The organism is Bacillus sp. z60-11 (assembly GCF_046464135.1).
Lineage (GTDB): Bacteria > Bacillota > Bacilli > Bacillales > Bacillaceae > Bacillus > Bacillus sonorensis_A.
Window position 1 is genome coordinate 14,269 of sequence record NZ_JBIYSN010000008.1, and the last position, 19,727, is coordinate 33,995.

Here is a 19,727-nt window from a genome sequence, read left to right on the forward strand (position 1 = left end):
AACCTCCTCATCACGCAAAGTTTGTTAAATAAAAATTTAACGTTTTGAACACTTTGAATTTATCATGCGGATTTTTTTGTGTCAAAGAAAATTCTGCCGATTATTTTTTTTGAATTTTATATGAACGCACTCCTCACATGGGCTGAGCCGGATTTCAAAAAAAATTTAATTTTGACATTTTCATTTCTTTCGTTAACATAAAGAACATACAGAAATAACTTAACAAACTTAACGCGGAATTCGGATTCACCCCTTTATTTCTAAGGATGTTGATCTCGATGATGAATGTTTCCGCTCGCCCTGAAAGGAGGCAAGTTATGAACGATACCCGTGATCTTGCAGCAAAAGAAACCATTGCTCAAGCAAAAGACTTGGTCATTGATTCCATCGCAGAAACGATGGATCTGTACGGAATTACCCGAAGCGCGGGAATTTTGTACGGAACGATGTACTTTTCAGATGAGATGACGCTGGATGAAATGCGGGAAGAGCTGCAGATGAGCAAGCCCAGCATGAGCACGAGCGTAAAAAAGCTGCAGGACTTAAACGTCGTGAAAAAGACATTCCATAGAGGCAGAAGAAAGCACAGCTTTGTCGCTGAAAAGGATTTCTTCAAATTTTTCACAAGCTTTTTCCCGCAAAAATGGGAAAGAGAAGTTAAAGTCAATCTGACAGCGATTAAAGACGCCCAGCAAGCGCTAATGGACATCATCGATAGCGATGATGCCGGTCAAAGCGTTAAAGAAGAGGCAAGTGCTCTTTATGAGCAGCTTGAACATTCAAAACCGTATTACGACTGGCTGCTGAGACTCGCCAAGTCTGTTCAGTCAGGAGAGATATTCGAGTTTATACCAATTGAAAACGAGAAATAAAAAGGTTTTATCCGCTCTGAAGTCATTTTTATGCTTCTCTATAGAGTGGCGCAAAACCTTTTTCACATTTTAATTTCAAGAAAATTCAAAAAATATTTTCGGAGGCGATGTGCATACATGAATTATGCTGAAAAGAAAAAAAATTGGCTGAAGTTATTGATATTTGCAATATTTCTGGGAGGAATATTGGCTTATGTCGGATTTTCCAATGCGGATATCCATTGGGGCGGTTTTATTTCGATGATGATTTTCTTTGCTTTTACTTATTATCTGGGTGCTTTTTACGCAGCGAAGAAATCAAATTCGTTTTCCGATATGATTGTTGCCAAAAGAAGCATGCCGTTTTTCGTCGGAATGGTGACCATGGCCGCAACCTGGGTCGGCGGAGGCTATATCAACGGAACCGCGGAATCGGTCTACAGCAGCGGAATCGTCTGGGCCCAAGCGCCGTGGGGTTATGCGTTAAGTCTGATCATCGGCGGAGTTTTCTTCGCGAGAAAAATGCGCCGTTATGAGTTTATGACCATTATCGATCCTCTCGAACAGCGCTTCGGTAAGCGGATGGCCGGGATTTTGTATATACCGGCGCTGTTAGGAGAATTGTTTTGGAGCGCCGCGATTTTAACGGCATTGGGCACGACATTCGGAATGATTCTGAATATCGATTTTCAAACCTCGATCATTCTCTCGGCAATGATAGCGATTGCATATACGGTTGCCGGCGGAATGTGGGCGGTTGCCTTTACAGATGTATTTCAAATGATCATCATTTTGCTCGGATTGATTCTCGTTGTCCCCTTTGTACTATCTAATGTCGGTTCATGGGATGTCGTATGGACCAATTACAAACATGATTTCGGCGGCGCTGCCAGCCTGTTTCCTCCATTGGACGGCTGGAAGGATTCAGAATGGGGAAACCTTTTTTGGAACTGGTGGGATTATGCGTTTCTCTTGATTTTCGGAGGGATTGCATGGCAAGTCTATTTCCAGCGCGTTCTTTCAGCCAAATCGGAAAATGCTGCCATGTGGCAGTCTATTATCGCAGGAGTCATCTGCATTATCGCCGCTATTCCTTGTGTGATGATCGGAGCTTCCGCAAATAGTGCGGATTGGAGCTTGTTCGGTACAACCGCACCGGATAACCCGGCGATGGTTTTGCCACAGGCGCTGGCTTATTTAACACCGGGTATTGTGGCAGGCATCGGATTGGGCGCGATAGCCGCAGCTGTCATGTCAAGTATGGACTCATCGATTCTGTCGGCATCGTCAATGGCTGCATGGAACATTTACCGTCCGCTGATCAAGCCCAAAGCCACACAAAAACAGCTGCAAAAAGTCGTCAAACGGTCAATCGTTTTGTTTGGGGCAGGAGCAGCCGTGATCGCCTTAAATGTCAAAAGCGTTTACACATTATGGTATTTATCTTCAGATTTAGTTTATTGTATTTTATTTCCCCAGTTAACAATGGCCCTCTTTTATAAAAGAGCAAACTTATACGGGTCAATTGCTGGGTTTGCAGTCGCCATCATTTTGAGGCTCGGCGGCGGGGAACCTGCTTTCGGCATTCCTCCACTTCTGCCGTATCCGATGATTGAAGACGGTGTGGTTCTCTTTCCGTTCCGTACATTGGCTGCAATCACAGCATTTGCGACGATCTTCGTTGTGTCTGAACTGACGCAGCGCAAATGCCCTCCTAAACAGCTTGTACTCCCCCAAGAAAAAAAGAAAGAAGATCAAGCAGCGTAAAATGGAAAAACGCCCGAAGCCGGGCGTTTTTCTTGATTTACAAAGACCTGAGCCGTTTTATTTTTTGACAGCATGAATATAGTGAATCGTTTCAAATGCTGACAGATCATCTTGTCGATCTTTAAAATAGCGTTTATCGATTTGCTCAGGAGATAAATGTTCATAAATCAGCAAACCGGATTGTTCCATCATCATCTCCATTTCACGATAGGAATAGCACGATTTCATCGGTTCTCCGCTTGCCGCAGCCATTTTCACCATATTCTCGACCCGGTTATACAATCCTTTTTCTTGAAACAGATTTTCGTCTGCATAATCAAAAACGATCGAGCTTCCGGAAGGGACTTCGTCCATTACACAACGCATGAGTCTGACCGTTTCTTCTTTGGTTAAATAATAAGAAACACCTAAAAAGCTAAAAAACGTTTTTTTGTTAACATGAAATCCCTTTTCAATGAGATCTTGAATGGAAAACGGTTTGGTGAAATCCAAAGGAATCAAATGAAGATAATCCGGGATTTTCACACGGGCTTGATCGAGCCTGTTTTGTTTAAACTCCTGTGTTGCAGGATAATCAATTTCAAATATATCAATGGTGTCCTTCAATTCGGGATGTCGGAAGCAAAATGTATCTAAACCGGCTCCAAGAATCACATATTGTTTGACCCCCAATGTCACTTCATGATGCAAGATGTTTTCGCAATAACTAGCACGCGCCAAAGGGGTGGGAGAAAGCTGCACGTGTGTCACCCATTTTAATATCTCTTCTTTATCCCCTTTAAGCTTTTGCGCTATGTCTTTGTTGAAAAACTGGATGCCTTGAATCAAATTCTCTTTGATGTCATGGCATTCTTGCGGAGACATCAATTGTTCAGCGATATCGTCGTCAAAGATTTTAGGTTCGTCGTACTGATGATGATAAGCTCTGGCAAAAGCGGATATTAATGAAGTTAAACTGGATTCGTCTTTTTTCATGGAAAGCAACTCCTTCACTTTAGAGCAAAAAAATAGGATTCCCCCGGCCAGGAGAATCCTATTATATAGCTTATATCCAAAATAGTAAATTATAGCATAAATAAATTTTTTTGTCAAGTTTTTCGCAGGCAGCTTTCACGGTTCCTCCGTTTGGATTTCTTTTGGCAAGCTTGACGGGGCCTTCGGAACTTTACGCTCTTCATTATTGATCACATCTGATGAGTAAAGCGTAACAATCATGCTTCCGCCATACCGTTTCGCCCGAATCAACACCGGCTGGTTGTATTTGTTTTGAAAGCGAAAGTCAGGACCGCCCCAGCTCACAGTGGCATCGCGTCCGGGCGGCACATAAGGAACCCGCCTGCTGTGTGAATAGCGCTGAACGATTCGCAATCCGGCGCGATCGACGGCATTAAACAGGGTCGATGAGACCTGGCAAATTCCCCCGCCGACACCTTCGGACAACTCACCCTTGACGATGATCGGAGCGCGCATGTATCCCTTGCCTTGCGTTCTCATACCTACAACTTTGTTAAACGAGAATGTTTCATTCGGGAAGACAACGTGATTGTCAATGGCTTTTGCGGCAAGCGAAATATTGTGTGACCGGCTTTGATTGCTGGAATTAAAATAAGTCACATACTGGCCAATCTGCTGACTCCGGATGTGGGCAAGCAGTTCGCTGTCCACTTTTGGAAAAATGCTCAATTCAGGAGCTTCGATTTTGGAAGGGCCATGGCCGAAAAAATAGTCATAAAACTTTTCCTTAAACGCCTGCCGATACAGTCTGTAACCTATCTTTCCCGGGACGATTCTCCCCTGATCGTTGATCACAGCGTTTACGGGCTTGCGGGAAATCTTCTGATCAAGCCGATCGACAAATTGGCGATATTTTTCATCATCGATCAGCGGCGTACCTGGAAGCGCCGTCTTAAAGTCGGAACGATCGACAGTGGCAATCGTCTCTCCTTGCTGGGTAATCGTCAAGCTATCAGAATGATCGGCGGGCTGAGCCAACAACAAAAGGCCGGTAATCCATATATGTAACATCAAGCGTGCACCTCCAATCGTTATGATGAACTATTGTCGCTCCTTTCATGTATTTCTCCATGAGGAATGATATAAAATAGGGCAATTAAAAATTTTTCTTTTAACCCGCCTCAGAAAAGGGAATATTTAGTAATGATAACAAACCGCGAAATGAGGCCCTGTCATGTTTGTTTTTGTCGCTAAATTGATCCTTTTATTTCTTATATTCATTTTGGCTGTTAAGCTCTTAGGGAAATCTGCACTGGCGCAGCTTACCCCCTACGATTTCGGAGCGATTATCTTTTTAGCCTATTTGGCCTTTGCTCCCATTAAAATTAAAGGGGTTCACGAGGGAATCATCGGAATCGCTGTGATCACGATCGTCCATCTGATCATTTCAAAATTAAGCTTATTCAATTGGCTGAACGACTTTATTATTGGGAAGCCGACGATTCTGATCAAGCACAGCAAAGTCATTTATTCAAATTTGAAAAAAAGCAGATATTCTTTGGCGGAACTTCTCTCGAATCTAAGGGCTTCAGGCTATCCTGATATTCAAGATATTGAGTATGCGATCCTTGAGGCGAACGGGGAAATCAGTATTTTGCCAAAAAAGGATCTGATTCCGGTGACGCCGAAGGATTTGCATATCAAAACAGACTACAGCGGATTACCGATTGCGCTCATTATCGAGGGAAAGGTTCAAAAGCATAATTTAACATTAATCAACAAAGACGAAGATTGGCTAAAGAAAGAACTGAAGGAAAAAGGGTATGACAACATCCATGAGATTTTTTACGCCTCTGTCAGGGACACCGATCATTCATTAACGGTTAATATGATAAATGCCGATGACTAAAACTAGACAAAACGTCAATCATGTAAGGCGGGATCCAGCTTTTTCAGCATATCTTTCAGTTTTTTTGCATTTTTGGCATACATCGCTTTCGCCGATGCTGAGTCAGTGGCAAGAGCGAACAATTCGAGATCAGCCTGGCATTTTTTAATCGTTGCCAATAGTAAAGGCTTTTCTTGAGGAGACGGAACTTTTATTTGATCATCATACAGATCCACGCTCAGCTGCCCGTCAGAGTCGACTTGTCCAAGGTAGACGTTTTCCATCGCAACGCCTAATTTGTCAAGCTCTTCGTTGAGCCAACGGCGGTTTAGCCCGGCTACAGACAACGGTTCATCCAAAACTTCCCCGTCCATGATCACCGTTTGCGGCTCTTTCTCCGACTTGTAAGGCATCTGCAAATCCTTCATGGTAACCGGCCTGTGTTCTTTTTTTAGCAGCACATTTAAATCGCCGCTTTGCTCCAGGATGGCAAATTGCACCTCGGAGACGTTGAATACATTCTTTTTGCGCAGCAGTTCGAGGAGCTCGTCTGCCGAGTATTTTTCTTTTTTCAAATTATCTTCCATGATTTTTCCGTCTTTAATAAAAACCGTTCCGGTTCCTTCAAGAAAATCGCGGGCTTTTTTATTTTTTAAGGAAACCCACTCGACCAAAAAGGGGACGGAAGAGAAACATACAATCGCGATGATTGCGTTAATGATGCTTCTTTCAAGCCCCATGACGACTTCAGAGGTAATGCCTCCAATGGTGATGCCAGCGATATATTCAAACACCGAAAGCTCTGCCAACTGTTTCTTCCCTAACAATTTCGTCATGAGAAACAGAACGATGACAAAAATAACCGAACGTACAATAATATCGAGCCACTCAGGCACATTCATCCCTCCTGCCATAAAATAAAACTAAATCAGAAGCCTTTATATTGGTATTCCTCCCGCTCAAGCTCACCGACCCGCTTTTTCAAGTCTGATACCACTTCTTCGCTTACCATCATCGTTTCATGAAAAAGACGCTTCACATCTTCATCCTGGGATTTCTCCGCCAAAGCCGAAAGACCCGCTTCAACGCTCTTGAGACTGGCCAGGCATTGCTTCACTTGAGCTCCAACTGTCATATTTTAAAAAACCTCCTTACCCTTTTGGTTTAAATAGAAGCGCGCCAATCAATCCGAAGATGATCGCAGCCGAAATTCCGGAACTCGTCACTTTAAACATTCCGGTGATGACACCGATCAAACCATACTGCTCCGCTTCTTCCATCGCTCCGTGAAAGAGCTGATTTCCGAAACTAACGATCGGCACGGTCGCTCCTGCTCCCGCAAAATCAATAAATGGTTCGTAAAGGCCAAACGCATCAAGCAATGCTCCCAGAACAACGAGGATCGACAGCGTGTGGGCGGGCGTCAGCTTAAAAACATCAAACATAATTTGCCCGATCACACAGATGAGGCCCCCGACTACAAAAGCCCAAAAAAATATCACCTATTGTTCACCTCCGAACTCGATTGAGACAGCATGAGCAATGCACGGAATCGTCTCCTTTTGCTGATATGACAATGGAGACAGCAGCGCTCCCGTCGCAACGACGAGAAGGCGCTTGATTTCGCCTTTTTTCATCCGATTGAACAAATGCCCGTAGGCGACGGCTGCCGAACACCCCGCACCGCTTCCTCCGGCAAGAACGGGCTGTCCTTCCCTGTAAATCATCAAGCCGCAATCCTGGAATTGCTTCTCATGAATCGGTGTTCCGTGTTTTTTGAATAAATCCAAAGCGATTTCCCTGCCGATATGTCCGAGATCACCGGTCGCGATGACGTCGTAATAGGAAGGATCAACACCGCGCTCTTTTAAATGGGTTTCAATCGTATCAACTGCCGCTGGAGCCATCGCACCGCCCATATTAAAAGGGTCTGTCAATCCCATATCGACAATTCTGCCGATGGTAGCGGATGTGACAACAGGTCCATCCCCTTGATCTTTTAACAGCGCCGCACCGGCGGCGGTCACCGTCCATTGTGAAGTAGGAGGCTTTTGCGATCCGTACTCCGTTGGGTAACGGAACTGTTTTTCAACTGCCGCGTTATGGCTGGCGGCCCCTGTCAGCAAACAGTCGGCTCCCTTATGATTGATCAGAAAAGCAGCCAGAGCCAAGCCCTCCATTGACGTCGAACACGCGCCAAACAATCCAATGTAAGGCGCTCCCAATGTTTTGGTCGCAAAGCTGGTGGGTGTGATTTGATTGATCAAATCTCCGCCGAGAAAAAACTGGACCTGATCCTTTTGGATGTCTGCCTTTTTAACCGCCGCTTCACAGGCATCTTCCAAAAGAACCTGCTGAGCTTTTTCAAACGAATCCTGATTCAGCCAGATATCGTTGTGAAGGAGATCGAAATCTTCCGGGATTTTACCGTTGCCTTCAAAAGGCCCCGCCGCCGTTCCCGTAGCGGCAATCACCGGTTTATTGTCAAAAATCCAAGTCTGGTGCCCTGAAAGCATTACAGTCCCCCCCACATGATGAGGATCGTTTTGATCGTCGCAAAGACAAACGCGGAAAAAACGCCAAACATAATGACAGATCCAGCCAATTTGAACATATTGCCCCCTACACCAAGTACAAATCCTTCGGTCCGATGTTCAATCGCAGCGGAGATGACCGCATTTCCAAACCCGGTGACAGGAACGGCCGAACCTGCCCCGCCAAACTGTGCGATGCGGTCGTAAACCCCAAACCCCGTCAGCAGCATGGAGATGAATATCATCGTGGCCACCGTCGGATTCCCGGCCGTCAAAGTTGTGAAATTAAAAAAATACATGTAAAACGTTTGAATCGCTTGTCCGATTAAACAAATGATTCCGCCTGTTAAAAAGGCCTGCAGACAATTTTTCAAGACAGGCCGTTTGGCTTCCCTTGCTTTTGCGAATTGCTGATACTCCTGCATAACAGGCGTTAAATTTTTCTTTTTTTGATCAGCCATTTGACCACCTCTTAAGGCTTTTCTTTCATCAATTTTTTGATTTTCTCGATTCTTTTCTTCAGTTTTTTATCGCTCATTTTTTTGCTTTCAATTCTTTGTTCCAGTTTGTCTAACTCCCAAAAAATCTTTTGATCTGTCGAAACTTCAATGCGGTAACCGGGAAAATGTTTTTTGAGCATGTCTTTCGACTGTTTCTCAATATCCTTCAGCCGAAAGCGGTCAAACTGTTCAACCTGAACGGCGAGGACGATATCTTTGTCACGGCTCGCGCCCCTGACTTCAGTCACTTCCTCTTTTTTGAATAACAAGTCTTTCGCTTTGTTTGCAGCTGTTTGGTTCGTCGCCTCATTTCGGGCATTTACGTGCCGGACCGCCATCGACTGGTTTTGGTCGGCGGGATCGTCGGCATTTTGACAGCCGCTGGCGAAGAGTTGAGTAAGCAAAAAAAACCCAATCAGAACATACCTGGAAAAAACCATCTGCGAGGCACCCCCCTTTCAAGAAAAAGGCTGGCTTCATTGACCAACCTTTTCGAACACTACTGCTGCTTATATTGCGGTTCTTCCTGCTCGATTTGCTGAACGCGCGGCTCAAGCGAATCAACGATCGTCTGCGTCTGTTGAGCGGCCTGCTGATACAGCTGTTTGGCCTCCTGATTGTCAGTGCTTAATGAAAAAGTCTCCAGGCTCGCCTGGGCGCTTTTCAGGCTGGCTACAGCCTGTTTAACTTGATTGATAACAGTCATTTGTTTGCCTCCTTCACCTTTTTGCAAAAACTGTATTTATCTTGTAGGTTGAATAACTTTGCCAATCATATACCATCCAATATTTTCAAAACCCAAAAAAATCACCCGTAAGCCAGGCAAAGCATATCATAGATAGGGAAGCAGCTTTAAAAGAATTGACAAAACATTCTTATCAAGCTAAAAGGCTTCATGCCGCATCTCTTTCACTCCTTCAGATATGTTATATAGACGCATAAAAAAGAGCTGCACCCGCTGCGGGCTCTTTTTTTCGAAAACACGCAGAATAAAAACGTTCATCGATGAGTATGCTTTTAGCAAGAACCTCTTTAGCGTTTTTGATACACCGGTTAAGCGATCGGTGTTTTTTTGTGCAATCTATCAAACTTTAGCAGGAAAAGAGAGCAACACGGCTGCTATACCACATTGGCGGCATGCCTTTGCATCTAAATGTTTTATTTCATCATACAATTTGAAGAAATCTTTAGAAAAATGTAAATTTTCTTGCGATCAAATGAGGATTGAATATACACTTATGAATAAAGAAGCGCCTCACCACATTTCAGCAGTGAAGGAGGAAGAATGATGGCGGTTGAAAATTACGGGGTTTTAAAAGGGATTGTGCATGATACGAAAAGAGAGGTCGATTTTGATACGCCCCATTACCAAGTAGATGTGATTGGAGAAGATGACAAACACTACAGGTGCGCCATTAATGTGATGTCGAGTTCAGCCGAATCCGAAGTGCTGTATTATGCGGACGATCAATTTAACGCCAGTGAAATCACCCATGTTCAAAACCTGCCGAATGGATACACTCCGATTCATGAAGATGAGACGAATCAACGAATTGCGCTTGATTATGTAAGAGGCAGCCTGTTCGATCCGACTAAAATGGTCCCTCTGCCCCATGAAGTGACTGGTGAACATAATGATTTGAATGATTTTATCGAAACATATATGAACAAAGCGAAAAACGAAAAAGCTTCGATTTATATTTACGGCTCAAAATTCGGGCCGGAAAATAAAGAGGATAAAATATTTGGCTTCAAACCAACCAATGGTATGCACAATATCTTTATGAATCAAGGGAATTCAGGGAGATGGAAAAAGGACAATGGCGTTTACCATGACGGCGGTATACTCATCCAATTTCGCGATCATTGGGTCGCGATTTTCCTAGCTTTTTTAACACAGTCATGGTGCACCGATAAACAAGGGAATTCCATCAGATTTTGTGCTTTTACAGAGCCTGATAAAGAGTTTGAATAATAGCGCCTGTGACGGCGGACGGCATTATTGACAAACATAGAATGAAAATCAATAAAAGACCACCGATATCGGTGGTTTTTAGTTTTCATTCAATACAGCTACATTGCTGAATTCTTCTTCTAAAATGGACACAATCTTTTGATAGGCGCCTGGGTTCGTACCATTGCAGTAAATTCAATTGTTTATATATTTTTCTGATGCCCATCCTTTCCGTTCTTTTCCCTCTGCTGCCATCCCCCATAAAAAAGTCATCTATTGCTGCATGGTTTGTAACTTCTTTTAATGAAGCACTGGAATTAACAGGTCTTTCTCCCAAAAAGTTAAGCAAAGCAGCGAGGTTTAATCAAGTTCGATTAAGAATATTTTTCACTCCTGAAATAGACCTTCATGATTGTATGCACGAATTTGGCTATTATGACTATGCTCATTTCTCAAAAGACTTTAAAGAATGCATCGGCCTGATTCCGAATGAATATAGAAACTGGATGTTAGAAAAAATGAATCGAGAACAACATAAACATGAAAACGTCGTTTTTTTACAAGATGAATAAAACATATTTGATTACGATAGGAATTGATATTGATTGAAGGAGGATTTCTGATGATCACAAATTTAGGAACTGTTGCAGTCTATGTTGAAGATCAGCAAAAAGCAAAAGACTTTTGGGTAAACAAAGCAGGCTTTGAGGTTATGGCAGAGCATCCAATGGGACCGGAAGCATTCTGGCTTGAAGTCGCCCCTCAAAATGCGCAAACCCGTTTAGTCATATATCCAAAATCCATGATGAAAGGCTATGAAAAGATGAGGGCATCCGTGGTATTTGAATGCGATCATGTTTTCGAGACCTATGAAAAGATGAAAGCAAATGGAGTAGAATTTAAAGGAAAGCCCGAAAAAATGCAATGGGGCACATATGCACACTTTAGCGATGAAGACGGCAACGAATTTCTGATAAAAGGGTAAACAGAAGACAGATCAGTTGGGGACTGGTCTGTCTTTCTTATTCGGGTAAAGTTTGTTCTCTCGCTTATACTTCGGTACGTTAAGGTGGATAACCGCATTGTTGAGTCGGCTTGGTCATTTTTTTATCCGTAATCCATAAAAAAATGAGCCACCTTTTTTAAAGGTGACTCTTGCTTTATTTGAACAATACCCCGGGTGCCTTAAATCAAAAGAAAAACTTGATTTCTCATCGTGGCTGCTGAAGCTGGCCGACTTTTTTCATATTTTCTTTTTGTTTACTCTTGGCCAACGAGCTCGCGGTACATGTTGAACCATTGTTTTAAAAACAACCCCCCATTGATATTCATTAAGCCTTTCGATAGACGTTCCACTGTTGATGTTTAAATTTCTTTTCAAATGCTTCATTTGGGGAGAAGTAAAGATCCCTCTTAAAGCAAGGTCTAAAGGAGCTTGCGGCTTCTTGAGCGCATATTGGGCAAGCCCCATAAAAGCCATGTAATCCTTATGAGAAATGACCGCTTCTTTCTTTCTGGTGATCATAACCAGTGCTGAGTCCACTTTTGGCGGAGGGGAGAAATTTTCTTTAGATATCACTTGAACGAGTCGGATATCATACCACATTTTCCAAACCAAAACATAAAAGTTTTTTACTGAATTTGAAGTGAATCGTCGAGCTGCTCCTTTTTCCATTACGATGATACCTCTTTGAAACCTGTTTGAAGGATTGTTCAAAAGCATCTTCATAATCGCTGTTGTGATGGCATATGGAATATTCGAGACAACAACAAACTTTTCTCTCGGTAAATGGATTTTCATAATGTCTTGATGAATAATTTTCGTATTTGCGTTCTGTGCGGTTTTGCGTTTAAGAATATCGACAAACTTTTGATCATACTCTACGGCCAAAACCTTGCCGGCTCTCTGACTTAAAATAGTTGTGAGCGCGCCTTTTCCGGCTCCTAACTCTAAAACCGTTTCATGTTGGCTTACATTTGCTCGATCTACGATTTCATTCAGCAGCTTTTTATTGTACATTAAATGCTGTCCAGAAAAATTGGGAGGTTCTTCACGGCTTCGTTTTTTTCCGCTGTCCTTACGAATTTTTTTCGCCATATGATCTCTTCCTTTCAAATAAAAAAATCACAAGCCACCTGCCTGTGATTTAGAGTAAAGGGAAGAAAATCTATCCTTATTAAATTGGCGAAAGGCAAAACAGTCGTCGTCAAATAAACCTTTCTTTCAAAAACAAAAGAGGGAAAAAAAGAAAGGCACAACGATCCGCCTTTCTACACAAATTACATATTTCAATGCGAAAAATGAAGATTATTAAAAAAGGACAGACTGATCCCGTTTACTCTGTTTGCACAAACAGAGCCTTTGAACGTATTAAATTAACGGTTCAAAGTTGGGAATCGAAGTCTCATTGAATGTGTCATTTTTTAATAAACCTCCATAAAATTCAAAATCATTAACATTATAAAGGGGTTCAAAGCAAAAGTCAAAATCAAAAAATAGGAAATAAAGACAAGAAGCAACATTATTTATTAGGCGGTGGAAAACCAATTTAAAGGTTTGAAAAAAGGCGGCTGATCAGTATAAAAAGACCCACCTCTTTTATAAGGGGGGCTCTTTAATAATTAATTCTTCTTGGTGTTAAATGCATTTTGGTTAGGTTTTATTTCATTTGCAAACTCATTGGTAAGCGCAGCATTTTGCAGATTGCCTTGTTGTGTAAAATTTTTCATTACATTTTGCACAGGGTTATTTTGATTGCCATTCCTTCTGAACAAAAATGCAGCTACACCAATTCCTAAGCCTAATAAAGACATCCACATGGTTCCTCTGTTTCTTCTTCGGCCAAATAAAAGACCTCTGTTTCTAAACAGTGTTGTTATCCACTGGAAATTCAAATTGTCTCACTTCCTTCTCTTCATATTCACCGTTACTTTTTACAACATGAGCATTGTTTATGCTGGTATGTTTCAGGGGATTTTCCAGTTGAAATTGATTTTTTTCTTTTATTTATCTCGTCATGAGGGAATATTAATAACCGACTTTTTCAAGATGCGCTTTTCATAAAAAGGAAAATAAAAAAACCCTTGATATATCAAGGGTTTCCAATATGGAGCATAGCGCTCTACACTGTCAGTGTAGATGATGCTTTCTGAACAAGTATATTCGATTCTGTCCATCCCTTTTATTTCAGCTTAGGAAAATTTAAAGAGGATTTGGATATAGAAGAAGCAGCAGAACACCTGGCAAAATGCTTAAAATCTTGTCCGGAAGAGATGAAACTGGGGTGTCATGCACTAGGAAAAGCTGATGTTAAACAATTGAATCGAAGTGATCTAGTTACCGTTGGCCGGAACCTTTCAGAGAAATTGGTTATGCCGGAAAGGTTTAATAAAGTCTTGTTTATGTAAGCTAAGCTGTTGACAAATATACCCGGTTATAACTCCTGCAATTTTTTTTGCATGCTTTGTCGGGACTTCTTCTATCCCAAAGCTAAATACGAATATTCGTTCCTATTTAATTTTCTCAAAGAAGAATAACTTCATGAAAGATGACAAGATCGGGGAACAATCACATGGACAGGCATAATGCTGCCGTAACATGTCAGTTTGCTTCGAGAGTTGGACAGCAACCACAACAGAGTGAGAAAGACCAGTACTCGACATGGTCCATATAAAAGACATGGAAAGGATAATATGTGAAGTCCGCAAGGTTTTTCATGTCATGGATTCAAAAGGAGACACCAATTTCAATTAAATTTGAGGACGTTAACTAGTGTGGAAATAAAATAGGCCCTCTAGAAATTGGCAACAGTTTTTTTTATAATAAATTAAAAATCCCGATTAAAATCCAACTAAGAAAGGAATGTCCCCAATGGGTACATTATATTTATTACTGTATTTTATTGGTGGATTAGCTTTATCCGGCTTTATTACGGTTTACGGACTGAAAAAACTTTTAAAAGCTTTTAAAAGCTGAAAAAGAGCGCTGATATTTAATGATATATTAGCAGGCCGGGGATGGCCCGCTTTTATGTTGCGAATAACTTCGTCCACGTAGCCATTCCGGTAATACTATCCACAGACAAACCTTAAAACATTAGAATTGATCACTGACAAAAGGTTTTGCCAACAATTCAAGAATACACCCCAATTTCTTAACAGGAAAATAAAAAACCCTTGATATATCAAGGGTTTTCAGTATGGAGCATAGCGGGCTCGAACCGCTGACCTCTACACTGCCAGTGTAGCGCTCTCCCAGCTGAGCTAATGCCCCGTTTATTTGAGACATGATTTATTATAGATGGAATTTCGAATAAAAGCAAGGGGTTTTTTGATTTATTTCATATTAGCTCAATTAAAAGAAAATACCGATTTAAAACGGTATTTTCCTTCATGACTTTGCTGCTTGTTCAAGGCAAAATTGCGAAAACTTTTTACACAAGGCCAATATGTCGTCTTTTCTCGCCAAGGCGTTGATCCATTCTTCCGGAATGCCTTCCAGCTGATGATACGCGCCTGCCAGCGTCCCCGTGATAAACGCGATGGTGTCCGTATCCCCGCCAAGATTCACGGCTTCTAAGACAGCATCGGCATAGCGATCATGATGGAGAAAACACCAAAGCGCCGCTTCTAATGAATGGACGACATAGCCGTCGGAGATGATGTCTTCTCTTTGAAGTCCGGCCATTTCCTCATTAAGGACTCTCTTATATGCTGCAAATTCACGCTCGTATTCGCTCTCAGAAAGATGGTCCAAACATAAGTGAACCGCTTTTCGATAAGCCATGTCAGGTTGATCATGACGGATTAAGTTGATTAAACATTCGATGTAAATGATGCATCCGAGCGTTGAACGGGGATGGCGGTGTGTGATATGCGCCCAACGTTCGATCTCCGCTTTCCTTTTGGAAAAATCGGGTTCTGCCGACTGGGTAAACGCCAGCGGAGATATACGCATCAATGCCCCGTTTCCATTATCAAACTCAGAGGCCCCGCCGCATTGCTCGACAGGTGTTCCCCGCATGAAACGCTCAATCGCTTCATCTGTCGCTCTTCCAATATCAAACATGCGGCCGTATGGCGTCCAGTATCCTTCTCGGTAGGCCGCAAACTTTTTCATCAATTCTGTTTCATCTTTTTCTTCTATCAAATTCTCCATGAAACACAATGTTAACGATGTATCGTCCGACCATGTACCGGGCGGCTGATTGTATGTGCCATACCCGGTCATTCCTTTAATATTCAAATTTCTCGCTTTAAATTCCGCCGGCACGCCCAGCGCATCACCGACAATACCGCCGATGATTACGGGGAAAAGACGATCCGCCATTTTCATCACACTCGCTTACTTCTGCTGATTTTTTCTGCTCTCCAAAAAGTGCAGCGTGTTGATATTCGTTTGAATCAATCCCATCGAAATGATCCAGCCCCCTGACGGGATGAGAGAACAGAGCAGACAGATCATCGATTGGTCGCTTATCCCTTTATACCCTTTAGACTGTGCGAAATGGTAGACCTTTTTAGCCGTTTTATAATGCCAATAAACAAAGTAAATCCCAAGGGTGATGATACCGAAGAAAACCTCTGTTGCTGGCAGACGGCTTTCATCCTCCATATGCTCGGATGTGTCGAAAATCCAGTAAATATAATAAATACCCAACGTAAAGATCGTTAAGATTAACATTAGAAAGACGTTTTTTTCTCTTGTTTTCATACGTGTCTCCCGCGTCAGCTGTAATCCGCTTTCCATTCCATAAACTTCTTCCCGCAGTCATGGCATGTATATCGCATTTGATTCATTCCGAAGACACCTGTCGTAATCGTCCAGCCTCTTTTTTTCTTGGTGAGGTTGTCACTGCCGCATAGCGGACATTTTGGTTTTTTGGTTTGGTTGGTCATTTGTTTGCTCCTTGGTGTGGTTTCTGGTTTATTTCAAAGGTCTATGAATTGCATAATTTTGACCAATGTGTTTTAGCCGCACATTATTAATTTCAAATACACCCTTTATATCCCTTCTCCCCTGTTGAATTCTGACTCTTGTATGAAGCTTTGCAGGAGTAGGTGAGCTATTGCGTTGAGATCAGTGCTTATTTGGGAAAGATACCAACAGCTTGTGTAAGCCTAAAATGCATATAGTGAGACAATGTTTTTATCAACCAATGTCTTATTATAAGAATTATCCTGAATTGTGGTACTTTTTCTATACTATTTAAAAGATAAATAAAGTGGAGCCCTTTACAAGCAATAAATAATTTCAAAAACGATTAATTTTTGGGCGCAGGAAACCCCCACATAGGTATTTTAATTTCTTCAATTTTCTCTATTTCGTTTTTATCAACCCATTTTTCATATTCAAAGCGATCAACTTGAACAAATCCATAATGTTTAATAACATCTGGACCATTCAGTCCACTCCCAAGTAAAACTCTGTTATCTTCTTCACGAAAGACAGGGAACTCAAGACCATTCATAATTGCCTGGAATCTGATATCGTAAACAGAAGAAATTTCATTCCTTCGAACATGTTTACAATAATACCCTGTCATATCTAACTCAAAACCAACTTGTGCAGTATCAGGATCTTTGGTGAATAATTCGTAATTGTCATGGTCATGTTGAATAACTTCGTATTCTTTACCTTTGTAAAGAGCCCAAATGCCATTTCTCATAAACTTGCCCTCTATTTATTCATTAATTGCAATCACCTGGCTACGTTTTAGTAACAGGGTGACGCTGGCTGCACCCCGTTTTTGAAGAGTTTTTCTTAATGCCTCTGCCGGATGTTTAGCTTACCATTGTAACTCTTTTATATTAATATTTTTGCAAACGATAAATTACAACCTAAACCCTTGAAAGGCTATAGCCGATCAAGGTTCTACTATCTAACATGTGAAATGTAACTAACAAACTTCGATTGTTTCAAGTTTCTCCTAATATCTTTAAATTATGATCAATATAGGTGGGTATTAAAATATAAAACTCTATTTGTAATGATTCGTATTCAAATCGCAACATCCTGGTAGCCAACCTCAATTACCTTTTCATTTATAAGGCGAAGCCCCAAGCCATTCTCTGTATCCCACGAACAGTCGAAGATTATCCCAATATCTCGTCCTTCATAAATATCTGAATATGGAACAATAATCCCAACTAAATTTATATCTTCAAGTAATTGCTCCTTTGTTTCAATTAAAGGATAATTTTCGTTAAATTCAACATCATAACCTAGTTCATGTCGTTTTTGATTATAATAATCTAAAATAGACTGCAAAAAACTTTGTTGTAATCCTTCCCAATTTTGCAATAATGACTGATATGCTACATATTGATCTTCATCAAACTTACCATCTTCTTCACCATCTATCATCAAAGCAATCTCGGTTTCTTTTCCAAAGAAAGCAATGGTAGTATCCTTTGACCAACCATAGTCATACTCAAGTTCTCCAAAAATTGGATCGTTTACAGTCATTTTAAAACCTCCTCTTTTTGTTTATTAGCAAATCCTTCAGGTTTAAAAGCACCTGCGTTTATCTCTCCTACTCCACCCAAATGTCCGAATTCACTATTTATTTTCGTTGGCACGAGTTGCATTGTTTTAACATCATTTAATTCATGCCATGTTAATTTGTTTTTTTCACGGTATTTCTTTATATCTCTAGCACTTATTTTACCAGACTCCATTCCAAATTGACTTGCTAGTTCTGGTGAATTGTTTAGTTGTTCTGCTAATTTTTTATCTGATTGAACGAAATTAGCTCGTCTAGCTTTCCCACCATAACCTCCTTTACCTCCTAACATATAATTAATCTCTACCTCTGCTTTTGCTACTGGTGAAAAGTCAGGAACAGCATTTTTATATTGGATGCCGTCAACCCCAACCTCGTCTAAAATTTGTTTTAATTGATGATCTGGTGGCGGCTTAAGTATACATTTAGATTCGCCCCTTGGTCCTTCAAATCCAACCTTTAGATTATTAGGCGCTGGGGTTTGACTTATTCTTGATTCATACGAACTAGCAAATTCAGTTTGCTTAAAAGCAGGCGGAATATCAATAGTATCTTTACCAGTGTCCTTAAATCCTACCTCACCACTTCTCTTCCCACCCTCAATCTCCCTCTCAACCCGCTGAATCGAGTCCTGCATCTTCGCTTTCGAAGCTGTATGGGCGTCGTTGACATGGCCGTAGTAATTGGAGCCTTTTCGGGCGAGGGTGCCGCCGGCGCCTACTTCTGTGCCGCGGGCGATGTCGTTTAAGGCGTCCGCGCTTTTGGCGAACTGTTTTTTAATGGCAAAGCCGGCGTCATTGAGTTTGTCTTGTGCTTTTAGTGTATGGACTCTCATGCGGTTCGCCCAGAGGGACTTGCTCTCTTTAAGAGATTGTACCACAGGCTCCGTTCTGCCTGATAATTTTCCGACGGTTGCCGCTGTTTTGAACGATTTTGTCGCCGCTCCTGCCGCTGGGATCATATCAAGGGCGCCGAATGCGGTTCTTTCAATGCGTTCGCCTTTGTTTAACTCGCGTTTCGTCATCCAGTCTTCCCCTGTTAACCCGCTGGAGATTTGCGCTCCTCCGTATGCGATTCCTACAGTGATAGCCGCGGGTGCGCAGAAGATCGCCAGCACGACAATACCGCCGCCAACGATCAGATCGCGCCAAAATTCCTGACCCTTTTGGACGTCGCTGATCGATTCGTACTCAAAACCGCGGGCGGACACAATCGCTTTCGAGTATTCCTCATACGTCAATTCAACATCCGGATTGACTTCCTTATATGCTTTATATTGTTCACTCAGCACATCATCAAACGCTTTTGAATCTTTGAAAATATCATCTACGGTGATGTCACTTTTGTCCTGTTCGACAGCCGTCTTGTTCATGCCGTAGCCGACATAAGTTGTCTCTTTGGAGCCGATGCGGTTTTTCGTCTTGTAGTTGTGGATGGATAAGCCTTCCATCTGATCTGCAAAAGCGTCCAGCTCTTTGTAGAAAGGGTTGTCAATGTGGTCATCTACTAGAGTGCCGGCTTTCAGGCAAAAGTCAGACAGTTTTTGATAATCCTTGAACAGCTCCTCGATCTTGCTCTTTTTACTGGTATGGCTAAAGCCGATCGCTCTGTCGCTGTCCTTGTCTTTAATTTTTGATTCGATATCTTCCATGAGGTTATTCAGATTTAAAAGGCCGGATTTCGCTCCGCCTCCGTATTTTCCGCCCGTTAACGTATCCAGGCCGTCCTTCATGGTCTGCCAATCTTCCGGGCTGAATTTCACATCCATCAGGTG

At 41.9% G+C, this 19,727-nt stretch carries 24 protein-coding genes and 1 tRNA gene; 6 read left to right on the forward strand and 19 right to left on the reverse strand.

The genetic code is table 11. The annotated features are described in order from the left end of the window. Positions 1-317 precede the first annotated feature (317 nt). On the forward strand, positions 318-872 hold the full coding sequence (gene cudC / locus ACINLD_RS19540; protein ID WP_277691554.1) for a choline uptake/conversion transcriptional regulator CudC: 555 nt from the start codon (positions 318-320) through the stop codon (positions 870-872). A gap of 117 nt (positions 873-989) precedes the next feature. After that, the gene (locus ACINLD_RS19545) at positions 990-2,618 is read left to right on the forward strand and encodes a sodium:solute symporter family protein (protein WP_409444164.1); all 1,629 of its coding nucleotides are present in this window, start codon (positions 990-992) and stop codon (positions 2,616-2,618) included. 57 nt (positions 2,619-2,675) lie between these two features. Here ACINLD_RS19545 and ACINLD_RS19550 read toward each other — a convergent pair whose 3' ends face one another. Continuing rightward, positions 2,676-3,593, reverse strand: coding sequence for a class I SAM-dependent methyltransferase (locus ACINLD_RS19550; RefSeq protein ID WP_277691555.1), 918 nt, complete (start codon positions 3,591-3,593; stop codon positions 2,676-2,678). 135 nt (positions 3,594-3,728) lie between these two features. Then, positions 3,729-4,643 (reverse strand): VanW family protein, encoded by a 915-nt coding sequence (locus ACINLD_RS19555; RefSeq protein ID WP_026588421.1) that lies wholly within the window; start codon positions 4,641-4,643, stop codon positions 3,729-3,731. 163 nt (positions 4,644-4,806) lie between these two features. Between ACINLD_RS19555 and ACINLD_RS19560 the strand changes: the two genes are divergently transcribed. Then, a complete protein-coding gene (locus ACINLD_RS19560; RefSeq protein ID WP_026588422.1) occupies positions 4,807-5,481 on the forward strand; it encodes a DUF421 domain-containing protein in 675 nt (224 codons plus the stop codon). A 14-nt stretch (positions 5,482-5,495) separates the two neighbouring features. On the opposite strand, the gene ACINLD_RS19565 is transcribed toward ACINLD_RS19560, so the two are convergent. From ACINLD_RS19565 to ACINLD_RS19595, 7 genes are read right to left on the reverse strand one after another with little or no spacing between them, the layout of a single operon-like run. After that, on the reverse strand, positions 5,496-6,362 hold the full coding sequence (locus ACINLD_RS19565; RefSeq protein ID WP_201278490.1) for a DUF421 domain-containing protein: 867 nt from the start codon (positions 6,360-6,362) through the stop codon (positions 5,496-5,498). Positions 6,363-6,388: 26 nt separating this feature from the next. Further along, complete coding sequence (locus tag ACINLD_RS19570) at positions 6,389-6,595, reverse strand: DUF1657 domain-containing protein (protein WP_026588424.1); 207 nt, start codon at positions 6,593-6,595, stop codon at positions 6,389-6,391. A 16-nt stretch (positions 6,596-6,611) separates the two neighbouring features. Continuing rightward, positions 6,612-6,962, reverse strand: coding sequence for a stage V sporulation protein AE (gene spoVAE / locus ACINLD_RS19575; protein ID WP_026588425.1), 351 nt, complete (start codon positions 6,960-6,962; stop codon positions 6,612-6,614). Beyond that, on the reverse strand, positions 6,963-7,976 hold the full coding sequence (gene spoVAD / locus ACINLD_RS19580; RefSeq protein ID WP_026588426.1) for a stage V sporulation protein AD: 1,014 nt from the start codon (positions 7,974-7,976) through the stop codon (positions 6,963-6,965). Continuing rightward, positions 7,976-8,455 (reverse strand): stage V sporulation protein AC, encoded by a 480-nt coding sequence (spoVAC, locus tag ACINLD_RS19585; RefSeq protein WP_026588427.1) that lies wholly within the window; start codon positions 8,453-8,455, stop codon positions 7,976-7,978. The genes spoVAD and spoVAC overlap by 1 nt, the downstream gene beginning before the upstream one ends. An 11-nt stretch (positions 8,456-8,466) precedes the next feature. Next, positions 8,467-8,934, reverse strand: coding sequence for a YhcN/YlaJ family sporulation lipoprotein (locus ACINLD_RS19590; protein ID WP_077735468.1), 468 nt, complete (start codon positions 8,932-8,934; stop codon positions 8,467-8,469). A 59-nt stretch (positions 8,935-8,993) separates the two neighbouring features. After that, entirely contained in the window at positions 8,994-9,200 is a 207-nt protein-coding gene (locus ACINLD_RS19595) for a DUF1657 domain-containing protein (RefSeq protein WP_026588429.1), read from the reverse strand. A 582-nt stretch (positions 9,201-9,782) separates the two neighbouring features. On the opposite strand from ACINLD_RS19595, the gene ACINLD_RS19600 reads away from it, so the two are divergent. The 3 genes from ACINLD_RS19600 to ACINLD_RS19610 all read left to right on the forward strand — a co-directional run bounded on the left by ACINLD_RS19600 (position 9,783) and on the right by ACINLD_RS19610 (position 11,433). After that, on the forward strand, positions 9,783-10,469 hold the full coding sequence (locus ACINLD_RS19600) for a DUF2278 family protein (protein ID WP_410207127.1): 687 nt from the start codon (positions 9,783-9,785) through the stop codon (positions 10,467-10,469). A gap of 197 nt (positions 10,470-10,666) precedes the next feature. After that, a complete protein-coding gene (locus ACINLD_RS19605; protein WP_077735469.1) occupies positions 10,667-11,020 on the forward strand; it encodes a helix-turn-helix domain-containing protein in 354 nt (117 codons plus the stop codon). Positions 11,021-11,070: 50 nt separating this feature from the next. Then, positions 11,071-11,433, forward strand: a complete 363-nt coding sequence (locus ACINLD_RS19610; protein ID WP_026588431.1) for a VOC family protein — start codon at positions 11,071-11,073, stop codon at positions 11,431-11,433. Between the two features lie 258 nt (positions 11,434-11,691). Here ACINLD_RS19610 and erm read toward each other — a convergent pair whose 3' ends face one another. The 10 genes from erm to ACINLD_RS19660 form a co-directional block, all read right to left on the reverse strand. Continuing rightward, positions 11,692-12,546 carry a 23S ribosomal RNA methyltransferase Erm gene (erm, locus tag ACINLD_RS19615; RefSeq protein ID WP_026588432.1) on the reverse strand — a complete coding sequence of 285 codons (855 nt, stop codon included), beginning with the start codon at positions 12,544-12,546 and terminating at the stop codon, positions 11,692-11,694. A 278-nt stretch (positions 12,547-12,824) separates the two neighbouring features. Continuing rightward, positions 12,825-12,869 (reverse strand): erythromycin resistance leader peptide, encoded by a 45-nt coding sequence (locus ACINLD_RS19620; RefSeq protein ID WP_156177705.1) that lies wholly within the window; start codon positions 12,867-12,869, stop codon positions 12,825-12,827. A 201-nt stretch (positions 12,870-13,070) separates the two neighbouring features. Then, entirely contained in the window at positions 13,071-13,262 is a 192-nt protein-coding gene (locus tag ACINLD_RS19625) for a hypothetical protein (RefSeq protein WP_142246038.1), read from the reverse strand. A 1,386-nt stretch (positions 13,263-14,648) separates the two neighbouring features. Beyond that, positions 14,649-14,721 (reverse strand) — tRNA-Ala (locus tag ACINLD_RS19630). A 117-nt stretch (positions 14,722-14,838) separates the two neighbouring features. After that, entirely contained in the window at positions 14,839-15,783 is a 945-nt protein-coding gene (locus ACINLD_RS19635; protein WP_409444443.1) for an ADP-ribosylglycohydrolase family protein, read from the reverse strand. A 9-nt stretch (positions 15,784-15,792) separates the two neighbouring features. Then, the gene (locus ACINLD_RS19640; RefSeq protein WP_163170546.1) at positions 15,793-16,161 is read right to left on the reverse strand and encodes a DUF4234 domain-containing protein; all 369 of its coding nucleotides are present in this window, start codon (positions 16,159-16,161) and stop codon (positions 15,793-15,795) included. A 14-nt stretch (positions 16,162-16,175) separates the two neighbouring features. Next, positions 16,176-16,346: an IS1 family transposase gene (locus ACINLD_RS19645; RefSeq protein WP_142246039.1), complete on the reverse strand. Its 171-nt coding sequence runs from the start codon at positions 16,344-16,346 to the stop codon at positions 16,176-16,178. A 365-nt stretch (positions 16,347-16,711) separates the two neighbouring features. Continuing rightward, positions 16,712-17,116 carry a hypothetical protein gene (locus ACINLD_RS19650; protein ID WP_410207128.1) on the reverse strand — a complete coding sequence of 135 codons (405 nt, stop codon included), beginning with the start codon at positions 17,114-17,116 and terminating at the stop codon, positions 16,712-16,714. Positions 17,117-17,448: 332 nt separating this feature from the next. Then, the gene (locus ACINLD_RS19655) at positions 17,449-17,916 is read right to left on the reverse strand and encodes a DUF6985 domain-containing protein (protein WP_410207129.1); all 468 of its coding nucleotides are present in this window, start codon (positions 17,914-17,916) and stop codon (positions 17,449-17,451) included. Further along, positions 17,913-19,721, reverse strand: coding sequence for an HNH endonuclease (locus ACINLD_RS19660; protein WP_410207130.1), 1,809 nt, complete (start codon positions 19,719-19,721; stop codon positions 17,913-17,915). Before ACINLD_RS19660 ends, ACINLD_RS19655 begins: the two co-directional genes overlap by 4 nt. Positions 19,722-19,727: the final 6 nt, after the last annotated feature.